At 66.1% G+C, this 14,685-nt stretch carries 11 protein-coding genes; 6 read left to right on the forward strand and 5 right to left on the reverse strand.

Annotation, left to right across the window (positions count from 1 at the left end; genetic code table 11):
* Positions 1-31: 31 nt before the first annotated feature.
* A complete protein-coding gene (locus NHH88_24905) occupies positions 32-2,332 on the reverse strand; it encodes a hypothetical protein (protein USX12888.1) in 2,301 nt (766 codons plus the stop codon).
* Positions 2,333-2,585: 253 nt separating this feature from the next.
* Positions 2,586-3,704, reverse strand: coding sequence for a serine/threonine protein kinase (locus NHH88_24910; GenBank protein USX12889.1), 1,119 nt, complete (start codon positions 3,702-3,704; stop codon positions 2,586-2,588).
* 63 nt (positions 3,705-3,767) lie between these two features.
* Between NHH88_24910 and NHH88_24915 the strand changes: the two genes are divergently transcribed.
* Positions 3,768-4,475 (forward strand): UPF0149 family protein, encoded by a 708-nt coding sequence (locus tag NHH88_24915; protein USX12890.1) that lies wholly within the window; start codon positions 3,768-3,770, stop codon positions 4,473-4,475.
* Positions 4,476-4,564: 89 nt separating this feature from the next.
* The gene (locus tag NHH88_24920) at positions 4,565-5,896 is read left to right on the forward strand and encodes an Nramp family divalent metal transporter (protein USX12891.1); all 1,332 of its coding nucleotides are present in this window, start codon (positions 4,565-4,567) and stop codon (positions 5,894-5,896) included.
* A 102-nt stretch (positions 5,897-5,998) separates the two neighbouring features.
* Here the strand turns inward: NHH88_24920 and NHH88_24925 are convergent, their stop codons facing one another.
* The 3 genes from NHH88_24925 to orn all read right to left on the reverse strand — a co-directional run bounded on the left by NHH88_24925 (position 5,999) and on the right by orn (position 8,845).
* Complete coding sequence (locus NHH88_24925) at positions 5,999-6,913, reverse strand: alpha/beta hydrolase (GenBank protein ID USX17425.1); 915 nt, start codon at positions 6,911-6,913, stop codon at positions 5,999-6,001.
* A gap of 259 nt (positions 6,914-7,172) precedes the next feature.
* Positions 7,173-8,183: a DUF1176 domain-containing protein gene (locus NHH88_24930; GenBank protein USX12892.1), complete on the reverse strand. Its 1,011-nt coding sequence runs from the start codon at positions 8,181-8,183 to the stop codon at positions 7,173-7,175.
* A gap of 65 nt (positions 8,184-8,248) precedes the next feature.
* Positions 8,249-8,845: an oligoribonuclease gene (orn, locus tag NHH88_24935; GenBank protein USX12893.1), complete on the reverse strand. Its 597-nt coding sequence runs from the start codon at positions 8,843-8,845 to the stop codon at positions 8,249-8,251.
* Between the two features lie 64 nt (positions 8,846-8,909).
* Between orn and NHH88_24940 the strand changes: the two genes are divergently transcribed.
* The 4 genes from NHH88_24940 (at position 8,910) to NHH88_24955 (ending at position 14,522) form a co-directional block, all read left to right on the forward strand.
* Positions 8,910-10,181 (forward strand): M48 family metallopeptidase, encoded by a 1,272-nt coding sequence (locus tag NHH88_24940; GenBank protein USX12894.1) that lies wholly within the window; start codon positions 8,910-8,912, stop codon positions 10,179-10,181.
* Positions 10,178-10,558, forward strand: coding sequence for a 4a-hydroxytetrahydrobiopterin dehydratase (locus NHH88_24945; GenBank protein USX12895.1), 381 nt, complete (start codon positions 10,178-10,180; stop codon positions 10,556-10,558). Before NHH88_24940 ends, NHH88_24945 begins: the two co-directional genes overlap by 4 nt.
* Positions 10,555-11,469: a ribosome small subunit-dependent GTPase A gene (rsgA, locus tag NHH88_24950; protein USX12896.1), complete on the forward strand. Its 915-nt coding sequence runs from the start codon at positions 10,555-10,557 to the stop codon at positions 11,467-11,469. Before NHH88_24945 ends, rsgA begins: the two co-directional genes overlap by 4 nt.
* Positions 11,470-11,606: 137 nt before the next feature.
* Positions 11,607-14,522: an ATP-binding protein gene (locus NHH88_24955; protein ID USX12897.1), complete on the forward strand. Its 2,916-nt coding sequence runs from the start codon at positions 11,607-11,609 to the stop codon at positions 14,520-14,522.
* Positions 14,523-14,685 lie beyond the last annotated feature (163 nt).

Genomic DNA, 14,685 nt, shown 5'->3' on the forward strand with positions numbered 1-14,685 from the left:
ACGTGTCTCCCCGTATCGCCACTGTTCTGTATCAGCGTGCGCGCCACACCGGCTGGGCCTGACGCGCTTCCTTGCGGGCGCGGGCCGCGTCCAAGGTTTCGACCACGGCGCCTTCGGCAGCATCCACCTTGGCCTGCACCGTTGCCAGCGCCTTCTGCACCGCGCCATGACGGCGGGTTTCCAAATCCAACAGCTTCTGCTTGGCGGCGGTCATCGCGGCCGTCGTGTCGGCCACTTTGCGCTGCATGCCGGCATACGCCTTGGCAGTTTCCAGCAACGCCAACTGACCGGCTGCCTTGTCCACCGCCGCTTGCGCCGCGGCCTGCTCAGCCTGCGCGCGCTGCGTCATCGCATCCGTTTCCGCCTGCTCCGCGTCGGCACGCTGACGCGCCGCCTCGGCAACCTGCCGCTCCGCCTCCAAACGCCCGGCGATCGCCTTCGAAGCACGCACTTCCGACGCCGTCGTCAAGCGTTGCTGCGCCAGCTTCTGCTCGATCAGCGCCAGCGACTCGCGCTCGGTCTCGATGAATTCACGCTCGGCCTGCAACAGCGCTTCGGCGGCTGCCGCCTTGTCCTGCTCGATCCGGGCGCGCTCTGCATGCACCACGCCCAATTCCACGGCCAGGCGCGCCTGCGCGGCCAGCGCCTGCGCGGCTGTGGCCTGCTGCCCGGCTTCCAAAGCCACCTGCGCGGCGATCACGTTTGCGGCTTCGGCTTGCTTGTCGGCGGCGGCGGCCAGGCGCTGCTCGGCTTCCTGTTGCTGGCGCAGCGCTTCGGTCTGCGCGCGCTCGGCGGCGACGCGCTGCTTGGCGGCGGCGCTGGCGCCCTCCTCGGCCGCCAATTTTTCCTTGAGCGCGGCGATGGCTTGCTGCTCGTCGGCGGCGCGCGCCTGCTCGGCTTGCAGCAACACCTCGGCCTGACCGGCCTTTTGCCTGGCCAGCGCGTCGGCCTGGCGTTGCGCCTCGACCTGGCGCGCGATCGTGGCCACTTCCGCTTGCTCGGCGGTATTGACGCTGGCGGCCAGCTCGGCGGCCGTGCGCGACAATGCGGCGCGCTCCTCGGCCAGCGCGGCGGCGCGCTGCTGTTCCTGGGTCTCGACGCGGGCCGCCTCGGCGGCGACCTCGTCCGCCGCCTGGCGCTGCTTGGCTTGCGCCAGCGCCAGCGACTCGGCTTCGACCTTGGCGTGGGTGCTCAGCTCGGCTTCCTGCTCGGCCTGCACGCGGGCCAGCGCGACGGCGCGCAGCTGGCTGTCGACTTCGATGCGCGCTTCGGTGGCGGCCATGATGCTGGCGTCGGCGTCGCGGCGCGCCTTGGCGCTGGCGGCGGCCACCATTTCCAGGCGTTCGCGGTGGATCGCGGCGTCGCGGATTTCCTTTTCGGTTTGCAGGCGCAGGTGCAGCGACTGCGCGGCGCTGCGTTCGGATTCGGCTTTGGCCAGGGCGATCTGCTCGCGCTCCTGTTCCAGATGGGCCAGCGCGCGCGCTTCTTCCAGCGCGCGCACTTCGGCGGCGGCGCGGTTGAAAGCCGATTCGAGGGCGATCTGGTCGGCGCGCTCGCGCTGGACGGTCAAGTCCAGCGCTTCGGCCTCGGCCTGGACCAGCATTTGCGCGGTCTGGCGCGCGGCGTAGGCCTGGCGCTCGCGTTCGCGCGCCATGGTGGCGACGCGGGCGTCGGCGCTGGCGATGCCGACCACTTCATCCTTGGCGGCCTGCACGGCGGCGACGCGCTCGACCGCTTGGATGCGGGCTTGTTCGGTTTGGGCTTGCAGTTCCTCGGCGGCGCGCGCGGCCTGCTCGGCGAGCTCCGATTCGGCGGCGATCTGCTCGAAGGCGCGCTGGCGGCTTTCGTTTTCTGCCTTGGCGCGCGTTTCGGCGGCCAGGCGGATTTGGGTGTCGGCTTCGACGCGGGCGCGCAACTCGGCGGTTTCCTGTTTCACGGCATCCAGGCGGGCGACGCTGGCCTGGGCGGCGGCGCGCAGCGATTCGAGGCGGTCGCGGTTGGCGGCGATGGCTTCTTCCGAGGCCTGGGCGTTTTGCTGGGCGACGGCGGCGGCGGCAGCGTCGATGGCGGCGCGGTCCTCGGCCAGCGAGCGGGCGCGGGCTTCGGCGTGGGCGCGGTTTTCGGCGGCGCAGGCGGCCTTGGCCTCGGCTTCGACGCGGGCGATGGCTTCCTGGATGGCCTTCATTTCCATCGCCGCGCGCGGAGTCGGCTCCTTGTTGGCAGGCTCATCCGGGTCATGCAAGACAACGGTGGGAACGGTATCGGCGGAAAAAGCCACGCCCAATTGGACGTCTTCGATTGCGCTTTCGCGTTGAGCCAGTTCTGCTTGCATGAGATTTCTCGCTAGAGGATGCGTCCCGGCACACGACGGGACTTCTGAGCTCTCATTATCAAACAGCGAACATGCGGGCCGAACAGCAAGCAGAGGGGGGAAAACCCGCTTATTCCGGTTTAACCCCACGCAGCCATGCCAAACCCGCACAGCCAGGCGGGGACTCGGCGTCCCCGTCGTACCCCTTGGGGTACGACCCCAAACCCGGGGCGCGGGCCTCAAGGCGGCATGGTTGACGGGTTTGGGTTACATATCAAACCGGCAACGGCGGCTCTTCCATCAACGCGACCTGCTCGCGCAATTCGAGGATGCGGTCTTGCCAGTAACGTTGTGTATTAAACCACGGGAACGCGGCCGGGAAGGCCGGGTCGTCCCAGCGCCGCGCCAGCCACGCCGAGTAGTGGATCAACCGCAACGTGCGCAACGCCTCGACCAGATGCAACTGGCGCGGGTTGAATTCGCAGAAATCCTCATATCCGGCCAGGATGTCGCACATCTGACGCACCTGCTCGGCCCGCTCGCCGGACAGCATCATCCACAAATCCTGGATCGCCGGTCCCATGCGGCTGTCGTCGAAGTCGACGAAGTGCGGCCCGGCATCGGTCCACAAGACGTTGCCACCATGGCAATCGCCATGCAGACGCAGTTGCGGCAACTCCCCCGCCCTGTCGTACGCGCGCCGCACGCCGTCCAGCGCCTGCTCCGAAACGCTGGCGTACGCCTCCCGCAGATCCGCCGGAATGAATTGATTGGTCTGCAAGAATTCGCAAGGCTCGGTGCCGAACGTGGCGATGTCGAGCGCGGGCCGCTCCAGATACGGCTTGACCGCGCCGACGGCGTGAATGCGGGCGATGAAACGCCCGGTCCACTCCAGCACCGACGGATCGCTCAATTCCGGCGCGCGGCCGCCGTGGCGGGTGAAGACGGCAAAGCGGAAGCCGTTAAATTGGTGCAAAGTCCGGCCGTCCAGCGCCAGCGCCGGCACCACCGGAATTTCGCGCGCTGCCAACTCCTCGGTAAAGGCGTGCTCCTCCAGGATGGCGGCGTCGCTCCAGCGTCCCGGACGATAGAACTTGACCACCAGCGGCAGCGAGTCCTCGATGCCAACCTGGTAGACGCGGTTTTCATAGCTGTTCAGCGCCAGCAGTCGGCCATCGCCGCGCAGGCCGATGCTGTCGAGCGCATCGAGCACGCATTCGGGATTGAGAGCGGAATACGGGTGCGGCACGTGCACCGGCGCGGCGGCGCCGTCCAGCTCGGCGAAATCGCCGCCGTCGGCGCCGCCCTGCGGCCCGGCCATGGCGGCGGCCAGCGCGGCGGCGCGGGCGTCTTCTTCTTCGTCGTCTAAATGATCTTGGTTATCTTGGTTCATCCCCGCATTGTACGGGGCGCGACGTGTATACTGTCGCCTTCAACCCAATAAAAAGAGCAAGCCATGCAACTCGACCAGCCACTGAGCGACAAAGAATTCGACGAATTAGACAATTTCCTGTTATCGGAGCGCAGCCCCGAGGACGCGATGACGATGGACATGCTGCACGGTTACCTGACCGCCATCGCCATCGGCCCGGAAACCATCATGCCGGCCGAGTGGCTCAAGCGCGTGTGGGGCCAGGAGGAAGCCGACGTCCCGAAATTCAAGAACCCGAAGGAAGAGGAGCGCATCCTCAACCTGATCATGCGCTTCATGAACGAAGTGCTGGTGACGTTTGAAGTGGCGCCGAAGGAGTTCGAGCCGCTGTTCGTCGAGCATGAGCACGAAGGCCAGACCCTGATCGACGCGGAAGCGTGGTGCTGGGGCTTCTGGGAAGGCATGGAACTGCGCCCGGGCTCGTGGCAGGAAATCTGGGATTCGGACGTGCAGGAACTGATGAAGCCGATCTACCTGCTGGGCGCCGACGAGATCGAGGAAGAGGAACTGCCGCTGGTCGAAGATCCGGTCAAGGCCCACAAGCTGGCCCAGGACCTGGAAGCGAACCTGCCGCTGATCTACAAGTTCTGGGTGCCGCGCCGCAAAGCGCCGGTGGCCACCGTCAAGCGCGACGAGCCTAAAGTCGGCCGCAACGACGACTGCCCTTGCGGCAGCGGCAAGAAGTACAAGAAGTGCCACGGCGACGAAGCCGCCAACGACGCGGCCGAATAAGGCCATGCCATCCCTATCCGCTCCGCAAGGGATAGGGACAAAGTTGCACCAACTCAAGTAGAATTTGGGCATTCATTGTCAGGATGCCCATGTTCTCACTGCCCTTCAAGCTCCCCACCACGGCCACGGCGCCGTTCTGCCCGTCGGAAGTGGCCGGCACCGTCCAGGTGCCAGAGGGCGATCCGTTCTGGAAGAAAGTGCTGCGCTTCGCCGGTCCCGGCCTGCTGGTCTCGGTCGGCTACATGGACCCGGGCAACTGGGCCACGGCCATCCAGGGCGGCTCGCAGTTCGGCTACCAGCTCTTGTTCGTGGTGGTGCTGTCGAGTCTGGCCGCCATCGTGCTGCAATGTTTGAGCATGCGCCTGGGCATCGTCACCGGCAAGGACCTGGCGGTGCATTGCCGCGAGCAGTACAAGCCGCCGGTGGCCAAGACATTGTGGGGCTTCGCAGAAATTTCCATCATCGCCTGCGACCTGGCCGAGGTGCTCGGCTGCGCGCTGGCGTTCAAGCTGCTGCTGGGCGTGTCGCTGCCGACCGGCGTGGCACTCACCGCGCTCGACACGCTGCTCATCCTTGGCCTGAAAGGCAAGGGCTTCCGCCAGATCGAGGCGATCGTGCTGGCGCTGATCCTGACGGTGGCCACCTGCCTGTTCACCGAGCTCATTTTCGTCAAGCCGGACTGGAATGCCGTCATGGCCGGACTGGTGCCGTCGCTGTCGACCCTGTCGTCGCGTGAGCCGCTGTACCTGGCCATCGGCATCCTCGGCGCGACCGTGATGCCGCACAATCTGTACTTGCACTCATCCGTGGTGCAAACGCGCGTGGTGTCGCAAAAGGCCAGCGCCAAGCGCGAGGCGATCGGCCTGTCGCGCATCGACACTGTCGTCTCGCTGCTGCTGGCGTTGCTGATCAACGGCTCCATCCTGGTGCTGGCGGCGGCGGCCTTCCACGAGCCGGGCAACACCCGCGTGCTCGACATCGACGAGGCCTATCTGCTGCTCGCCCCCGTGGCCGGCACGGCGCTGGCGGCGACCTTGTTCGCGCTGGCGCTGCTCGCGTCCGGACAAAGCTCCACCTTCACCGGCACCATCGCCGGCCAGGTCATCATGGAAGGGTTTCTGAAAATGAAGATCCCGTGCTGGCAGCGACGCGCCCTCACGCGCGGACTGGCGCTGATCCCGGCCATGATCGGCGTGCTGACCTTGGGTGAACATTCTGTCGGCAAGCTGCTGGTGTTGAGCCAGGTGGTGCTGAGCATGCAGCTGCCGTTCGCCATGTATCCGCTGATCAGCCTGACGTCGCAGCGCCGCATCATGGGCGAGTTCGTCAACGCATGGTGGACGACCGGGTTGTCGTGGTTCCTGTTCGCGGTGATTTCCAGCGCCAACGCGTGGCTGGTGTGGCAGGCGTTCGCGGGATAACGAGGCGGGGATATAACCTTGGAGACACGTAGGGCGGATGAGGCGGAACGCCGTAATCCGCCATGCACGAGCCGCCGACGGAGCTTGGCGGATTACGCTACGCTAATCCGCCCTACGTGGTTCAGATGGTTTTAGGCTTCCCTGTCCATCGCCGTCGCGCAAGACAAACGCTGCCACATCATCCAGCGTGGGCGCCAGCCAGCGCAGCGGCGCACCAATCGAGCCAACCAGCGTTGTGTGGCTGACCTTGTCGTAATAAAGCTCTGTGACATCTACTTGGTTAGCGCGCAGCCGCTCCGCCAGATGACCTGTGTTTTGCTGCGGATCCACCAACTTGTCACTACGCGCCGCGATCAGCAGCGCCGGCGGCGACGCGGCCGACACATGCCTCACAGGCTGCGATTCCGGCGGCGAATCCGGGAAGTGAAACACCGGCTTGGTTGTCGGATTCTCGATCGGCAAAAAGTCATACGGGCCGGCCAGGCCGATCCATCCGCGCAGATCCCGCACGGACATGCCCTGCTTCTTAAGCCAGCGCTCGTCGAGCGCCACCATCGCCGCATTGTACGCGCCGGAACTGTGCCCCATCACATACAGGCGCTTGGGATCGCCGCCGTAGCGGACGGCCTGCCTGGCGGCCCACGCCACGGCCTGCGCCGCGTCGTCCAGAAAATCGGGATAGCTCACCTCGGGATAGAGCCGGTAGTCGGCGACCACGGCGACAATGCCGCGCGACGCCAGCGCCCGGCCGACGAACGCATAGTCGGCCCGTTCGCCCGCCACCCAGTTGCCGCCGTAGAAAAACACCACCACCGGCGCCTTGCCGCCGGCGTCTTTCGGCCGGTAAACGTCGAGCATGCGGCGTGGCCCCTCGCCATACGACAGATTAGCGGTGCGTTCGGAGGCGCCGCCGGGCGACAACGCGTTGAGCGCCGTCAGCGGGGAGCAGGCAGCCAGCGCCAGCAGGACAGGCACGGCGACGGCAAGCGCGAGATAAGGACGAGGGATGCGGGGCATGGCAATGGATGAGTTCGTTGGAATCCAGGCCAGTGTAGAACGGCGCGTCGACCCGCCCTCCTCGTTTCCGTAACGAACGGTGCGTTGATTCACTTATGAGGCGGCCTGCAGACGTGGCTACCTCGAGGAGACACGTAGGGCGGATTAGGCGGAACGCCGTAATCCGCCATCTATGTGCCGCTGGCAACGCATACATGGCGGATTACGCTTCGCTAATCCGCCTACGTGATTCAGAATTTTCCGTCGTCCGATGCCACCGCTATTTAACCTGCGCGCTCCAGTCGCTCAGCATATAACCACCCGGCACGCCACGGCACAAACGCGCCGATGACGCCGACGACAGCTTGAAGCCTTCCGCCGTCCACAGCCACGTCGCCTGCATGTTGCAGTCGCCCAGTCCGCGCCCTTTCGCGAAGCTGCCCAGCTCGCCCTTGTCGAACGACACATTGAGCAACTCGTTGTCCGGAGCGCCGTCGGCGTCCGTCAGCTTAGCCCGCTGCGCCGCGTACGGCGCCTTGTCATTGGCCGTCCACACAGCAAAGCTGGACTGGTAGGCGCCACGCCCGCATTCGATCAGCAACAACACCTTCGACGCCGACAAACGATAAATCTCGCTCTGCGACTCACCGCCGCCAATCAAATCCGGCTGCTCGTCACACCCGCCCTTCGGCAACTTCTTAGTGATCATCGGCAGCAAAGCGGCATCCTGCTTGCGCTGCGCCACCGGCGCCAAGCCGCGCAGCACCGGCACGGGCACAGCCGGCAATACCGTGCTCGCCGGTTTGGCACCCGGCTTAACCAGTGCAGTCACAGTACCAACACGCCCCTGCAAATCATCCATCTTCAGCAACGCCGCCTTCATGCCCGCCAGCGACAGCCGCCACTTGGTTTTACCGTCCGTGACATCCGCGTACCCGGCATCCAGCAGCGCCGGCAGCAACTGAGCAATCTGCGCTGGCTTCAACTCGGCCTCCGAGGTCAAACCGGGCAAAGCCAGCTTCCCAACCCGCAAGGTCAGCGGGCCGACCGCCGTCTCATCCTGGTTGATCGCGGTCAGTTTCGCCGCCACGGCCCCTGTCGGCCCCGCCGGACGTCCCAGCCACAACGCCACCGGCGCGCTATCGCCCTCGTCCGCCTGGTAACCAACCGCCTCGCAAGCGCGCGTATTGTCGCAGGCAACCTCCCAATCCTTGATCGTGAAATGGGCCGCGAAGGCCGTCGAGCCAACCAGCGCCAGCGCTGCGGCAACAACATATTGCAAAATTTTCATGACTTACTCTCCGGACGAAAAAAAACAGGTTCAACCGAACCTGTTCCGATGGACGCGGGCGCCCCTTACAGCTTGATGAAATGCTCGCGGTAGTACTTGAGCTCTTCGATCGATTCGATGATGTCGGCCATGGCCGTGTGCATCTGGTGCTTCTTGAAGCCAGCCACCATCTCGGGCTTCCAGCGCTTGCCCAGTTCCTTCAACGTCGATACGTCAATGTTGCGATAATGGAAATACGCCTCCAGCTTCGGCATATAACGCACCATGAAGCGGCGGTCCTGGCCGATGGTGTTGCCGCACATCGGCGCTTTGCCCTTCGGCACCCACTGCTTCATGAACTTGATCAACTCTTCCTCGGCCTGCGCCTCGGTCACCGTCGACGCCTTGACCTTGTCGATCAGGCCGGAACGGCCGTGCGTGCCCTTGTTCCAGGCGTCCATGCCGTCGAGCACCGCGTCGCTCTGGTGCACCACCATCACCGGACCCTCGGCCAGCACGTTCAGGTGCATGTCGGTGACGACCACGGCCACTTCGATGATGCGGTCGGTGTCCGGCTCCAGACCGGTCATCTCCATATCGACCCAGACCAGATTCATTTCATTCTGGCGCGGGGTAATGACCGCAGGAGCGGAACCTTCTGGCAAATCGTTAGCTTGTGACATAATTCTCTCTTGGCTCGCGTGAGCCCACGTTAATCCGAATCCGCCATTTTCTCACAGGCATAGAATGTATTCACTCGCGTTTTCGATTTTGTTCGTATCTTTCATCATTTTGACCTTGATCGTGCGCTTCTGGCTGGCCTCGCGCCATATCCGCCATGTGCTGACCCATCGCGGCGCCGTGCCGGCCGAATTTGCCGAAAAAATCCCCCTCGCCGCCCACCAGAAGGCGGCGGATTACACCATCGCGCGCACCAAATTCGGCCTGTTCACCCTGCTGGTCAACACCCTGGTGCTGGTCGGTTTCACGCTGCTCGGCGGCCTGCAGTGGCTGTCGGTCGAGATCTTTAAACTGACTGGCGGCGGCATGGGCTACCAACTGGCGCTGCTGGCCGCGTTCGCGCTGATCTCGGGCGTGATCGACCTGCCGTTCGACTATTACAAGCAGTTCCGCCTGGAACAGCGTTTCGGCTTTAACAAGATGACGCGCGGCCTGTTCTTCGCCGACATGGTCAAGGGCGCCTTGCTGGCTGCGGCCATCGGACTGCCGCTGATGTGGGTCATGCTGACGCTGATGGAAAAATCGGGCGACCTGTGGTGGTTCTACGCCTGGCTGGTGTGGAGCGGCTTCCAGTTGCTGATGATGGTGCTGTTCCCGACCGTCATCGCGCCGATGTTCAACAAGTTCACGCCGCTGGAAGACCAGTCGCTCAAGTCGCGCATCGAGGGACTGATGAAGCGCGTCGGCTTCGCCTCCAAAGGCCTGTTCGTGATGGACGGCTCCAAGCGCAGCGCCCACGGCAACGCCTACTTCTCCGGCTTCGGCGCCAACAAGCGCATCGTGTTCTTCGACACCCTGCTCTCGCGCCTGCAGCCGCAGGAGATCGAGGCGGTGCTGGCGCACGAGCTGGGCCACTTCAAGCTCAAGCACATCATCAAGCGCATCGTGATGATGTTCGCCATCTCGCTCGGTTTCCTGGCGCTGCTGGGCTACCTGAAGAACCAAGTCTGGTTCTACACCGGCCTTGGTGTCGATCCGCTGCTGCTGCCGGGCCAGAGCAACGACGCCATGGTGCTGCTGCTGTTCATGCTGGCGCTGCCGGTGTTCACCTTCCTGTTCAGCCCCCTGACGTCGATCGGCTCGCGCAAGCACGAGTTCGAGGCCGACGCCTTCGCCGCCAAGCACACCGATTCGCGCGACCTGGTGTCGGCGCTGGTCAAGATGTATGAGGACAACGCCTCGACCTTGACGCCGGACCCGCTGCACTCGGCGTTCTACGACTCCCACCCGCCGGCGAGCGTGCGCATCCGGCATCTGAACGCGGCGGCCGCAACATGATCGCCACCCTCGCTACCAGCGCCACCCTCCTTGACCTGCTCGCGGGCCACAGCCGGCCCGCCAAGCAAGCGCTGACAGCCGACGAGGCCGCGCACATGGCAACGCTCGTGCCGGACTGGTCGCTGGAAGACGGCAAACTGTGCCGCACCTTCGGCTTTCTCAATTACTATCGCACCATGGCCTTCGTCAATGCGTTGGCCTACCTGAGCCACGCCGAAGACCACCACCCGGAAATGACCGTGACTTATAAAAACTGCACCGTGCGCTACGATACCCATTCGGTCAACGATGGCCGTGGCGGCCTGTCGGACAACGACTTCATCTGCGCGGCCAAGGCCGACGCGCTGTTCGCCCAACTGGCCAAGGCGTCCGCATGAGCCAGCAAGCACCAACCAAGCTCAAGGCGACCATCATCGCCGCCCACGGCCGCCACTATCTGGCCGAGGCCGGCGGCGTCAAGCTGCAATGCGTCACGCGCGGCAAGAAGACCAACGTCGCCGTCGGCGACATCGTCGACGTCACCATGACCTCGCCCGACCAGGGCGTGATCGACAAGATCGAAGAACGCAAGACCCTGCTGTACCGCTCCGACCAGTACAAATCCAAGCTGCTGGCGGCCAACCTGACGCAGTTGTTCATCGTCGTCGCGACCGAGCCCGGCTTCGCCGACGACCTGGTGTCGCGCTCGCTGGTGGCGGCCGAGGCGGCCGGCATCCAGGCGCGCCTGATCCTCAACAAGACCGACGTCACCGAATCGCTGGCGCGCACCCGCGAGCGGCTGCAACCGTACGCCTCGCTCGGCTATCCTGTGCACGAGGTGTCGGCCAAGGCGCACCCGGACCAGGCGCTGGCCGTTCTCAGGCCGCTCCTGGCGGGCCAGTCGTCGATCCTGATCGGCCAGTCGGGCATGGGCAAGTCGTCGCTGATCAACCTGCTGGTGCCGGACGCCGACATCGCCGTGCGCGAAATCTCGGCGGCGCTCGACACCGGCAAGCACACCACCACTTTCACGCGTTTATACCAGCTGCCAGAACTGGGTGAAGGTTCGTCCATCATCGATTCGCCGGGCTTCCAGGAGTTCGGCCTGTACCATCTCAGCGAAGGCATGCTGGAGCGCGCCTTCGTCGATTTCGCGCCCTACCTCGGACATTGCAAATATTACAATTGCCGGCATCTGATCGAGCCGCAATGCGCCATCCTGGCGGCTGTCGCCGAGGGCAAGATCACCAAGATGCGCCATACCTTGTACGGCCAGTTGTTGCATGAATCGTCACAAACGCTGTATTAACCAGTATTGAGGCATCACAAAGTCCATCTTTTGCACGACCCGCGCACACGATATCCGGTTTGGCGATTATAATTCCCAAGGGAAATTATGCGTGCGTTTCCATCAACAGTTATCTGACGCGCGGTTCGAGGACATCGATGGACATGTTTGCGCTCGACGACGAAGTATCGCAGTGGGAAACGGCCCTGCCGACCCTGCGCGGTCCGGCCCGCCTGCCGGTACTGGTGCCGCTCGCCTGGCATTTGCGCCAGCGCGACAGCGCGCGCGCCACCGCCCTCGCCCGCGAAGGGCTAGCCCTGCTGCCGGCCACCGCGCTGACGCCCGAGGCGCAAACCCTGACCTCGGCGCGCCTGCGCCTGGTGGAAGCCGAGGCGGCCTGGCTGCAGGGCCGCCTGGCGGAGGCCGAAACCCTGGCCGCCGCCATCGCCGACCAATTGCACGCGCAGGGCGACCGGCGCGGCTGCGCCGACACCCGCTGGCTGCGCGCGTGGATCGCCATCGACGGCGGCGATCACCAGGGCGGCATCGTCCACCTGGAACACATGGCGGCCATCGCCGGCCAGGCCGGCGACGCCGAACGCGTCTCCATCGCCGAGGCCACCATCGCGCGCTGGGCCGTCATCGAGGACATGCGCGCGGCCGACCTGCGCTGGGGCACGCGCTTTCAACACTTCCAGCACCATCTGGTGGCCGACGCCGGCGCCACGGTGGAACCGGCCGCGCCGATCGCGCCGGGGGAACAAGGCGTGGCGGCGTGGATCGGCGACTACTTCGGCACCCGCGCCAGCCAGGGTGGCCACTACGGCGCCGCCGCCGGCCACTTCATCCGCGCCTACGAGGCCGCGCGCGCCACCGGCCAGCTGCGCGCGGCCATCACCGCCGCCGTCAACGTCGGCCTCGATTTCGCCATCCTGCACGACCACCACGCCGCGCTCGACTGGCTGCAGCGCGCGCTCCACCTGGCCCGCCCCACCGGCTGGCCGCGCAGCGTCGGCGCCTGCCTGTCGCACACGGCCGACACCATGCGCCGCCTGGGCCGGCTCGACGCCAGCGCCGACCTGCTGGCCGAGGCGCTGGCGGTGCTGGCGCCGCTGCCGGCCGGCCGCAGCTACGCCTCGGCGCTGCACTTCCTGGGCGAGCTCTCGCTCGAGCGCGCCGACTACGCCGCCGCGTTCGACGCCTTCAGCGGCCTGGAACAGCGCGCCGCCGCGCTGCGCCAGGCCGACCTGCACAGCATCGCCCGCCGCGGCCAGGCCCACGCGCTGTGCTTCCTCGGCCGCCCGCAGGAGGCGCTGGCCGCCGCCGGGCACGCGATCGAACTGGCCACCGCCCAGGACCACCTGGACAACCACGTGGCCGCGCTGCGGGTGCTGTCGGAGATCCACGCGCGGCACGCGTTGCCGGCGCCACGAGGCATGACCGAGCCTAACGCCACCCTGCACTATCTGCACCGGGCGCTGGCGGTGGCCTCGCGCATCGACGGCTACACCCTGCCGGGCGACCTGCTTGACGCGCTGGGCGCCCAGTATGCCCGCATCGGCGACCATGCCCAGGCCTACGCCTCGGCGCTGGCGGCGGCCGCCGCGCGCGACAAGACCCACGGCCAGGAGGCCACCAACCGCGCCATCGCCATGCAGGTGCACCACCAGACCGAGCGCGCCCGCGCCGAGGGCCTGCACCACCGGTTGCTGGCCGCGTCCGAGGCCCACCGCGCCGAGCTGCTGCTGCAAACCACCGCCACCCTCGAACGGCTGTCGGTGATCGGGCGCGAGATCACCACCCACCTCGACGCCGGCGCCATCTTCGCCGCGCTCAACGCCCACGTCCAGGCGCTGCTGCCGGCCAACACCTTCGCCATCTACCTGTGCGACCCCGGCTTCGACACCCTGAGCCGGGTGTTCGGCGTCGAGAACGGCGTGCCGCTGGCCAGCAACACCATCGCCGTCGACAATCCGCGCGCCAACGCCGCGCGCAGCCTGCGCGAGCGCGCCGAGATCTACGTCGACGACGCCGGCCCGGACGACATCTTCCTCGCGCCCGGCACGCAACTGATGTCGTGCGCGTTGTACGTGCCGCTGCTGGTCGGCGAGCGCACGCTGGGCGTGATGACGGTGCAGGCGGCCCGCGCGCGCGCCTACGGCGAGCGCGAACGGCTGATCTTCCGCACCTTGTGCGCCTACGGCGCCATCGCGCTCGACAACGCCCAGGCCTACCGCCAGCTGCAGGACGCGCAGGCGCAGCTGGTGTCGCAGCAAAAGCTGGCGGCGCTCGGCGCGCTGATGGCCGGCGTCGCCCACGAATTGAACACGCCGATCGGCAACAGCCTGCTGATCGCCAGCACCCTGCACCAAAAGACCGAAGAGCTGGCCAAGCGCCTGGACGGCCCCGGCCTGCGCCGCTCCGACCTGTCGACCTACCTGGAGGACGCCGTCGCCGCGCACGCGCTGGTCATGCGCGGGCTCACCAGCGCGGCCGACCTGGTCAACAGCTTCAAGCAGGTGGCGGTCGACCGCACCACCGAGCAGCGCCGCCGCTTCGACCTGCAGCAGGTGGCCGCCGAGGTGATCGCCACGATGATGAACCGGGTGCGCGCCTGCGGCCACCGCATCGAGGTCGAGGTGCCGGCCGATATCGCCATGGACAGCTATCCCGGCCCGCTGGGCCAGGTCATCGCCAATTTCATCAACAACGCGCTGCTGCACGCGTTCGGCGGCGATGCCGGCTCCGCTCCGGGCGACGGCGGCGGCGGCGGGCGCATGTGGCTGCGGGCGTCGACGCCGGCCGACGGCAAAGTGACCCTGGTGTTCGGCGACGACGGCGCCGGCATCGCGCCCGAGCACATGTCGCGCATCTTCGATCCGTTCTTCACCACCAAGCTGGGCCAGGGCGGCAGCGGGCTGGGATTGTCGATCAGTTATAATATTGTCACGTCCCTGCTGGGCGGGCAGATCACCGTCCACAGCGCCCCCGGCGGCACCACCTTCACCCTGGAGCTGCCGCTGACCGCGCCGGCGCCGGCGCCCGGGACGGCGGCGGCGCGGATCTACCACTAAAGTCTAACCCGGCGCGCATTTTGCGATACGCATGCGCCACCGCTTAGGGGTCGTACCCCGTACGGGTACGACCCCGGTTGGCCGTGCGGGTTAAAAACCCGCCCGCCGACAGCACAATCTGCGGCAATTCGCCCCTTTGGCCGAATTGCCTTTATAATTGTTC

This window comes from Oxalobacteraceae bacterium OTU3CAMAD1, from assembly GCA_024123915.1.
GTDB lineage: Bacteria > Pseudomonadota > Gammaproteobacteria > Burkholderiales > Burkholderiaceae_D > Rugamonas.

Coding starts and splice junctions, on each gene's coding strand:
- NHH88_24905 (USX12888.1), bottom strand. CDS start 2,332: ATGCAAGCAGAACTGGCTCAACGCGAAAGCGCAATCGAAGACGTCCAA.
- NHH88_24910 (USX12889.1), bottom strand. CDS start 3,704: ATGAACCAAGATAACCAAGATCATTTAGACGACGAAGAAGAAGACGCC.
- NHH88_24915 (USX12890.1), top strand. CDS start 3,768: ATGCAACTCGACCAGCCACTGAGCGACAAAGAATTCGACGAATTAGAC.
- NHH88_24920 (USX12891.1), top strand. CDS start 4,565: ATGTTCTCACTGCCCTTCAAGCTCCCCACCACGGCCACGGCGCCGTTC.
- NHH88_24925 (USX17425.1), bottom strand. CDS start 6,913: ATGCCCCGCATCCCTCGTCCTTATCTCGCGCTTGCCGTCGCCGTGCCT.
- NHH88_24930 (USX12892.1), bottom strand. CDS start 8,183: ATGAAAATTTTGCAATATGTTGTTGCCGCAGCGCTGGCGCTGGTTGGC.
- orn (USX12893.1), bottom strand. CDS start 8,845: ATGTCACAAGCTAACGATTTGCCAGAAGGTTCCGCTCCTGCGGTCATT.
- NHH88_24940 (USX12894.1), top strand. CDS start 8,910: ATGTATTCACTCGCGTTTTCGATTTTGTTCGTATCTTTCATCATTTTG.
- NHH88_24945 (USX12895.1), top strand. CDS start 10,178: ATGATCGCCACCCTCGCTACCAGCGCCACCCTCCTTGACCTGCTCGCG.
- rsgA (USX12896.1), top strand. CDS start 10,555: ATGAGCCAGCAAGCACCAACCAAGCTCAAGGCGACCATCATCGCCGCC.
- NHH88_24955 (USX12897.1), top strand. CDS start 11,607: ATGGACATGTTTGCGCTCGACGACGAAGTATCGCAGTGGGAAACGGCC.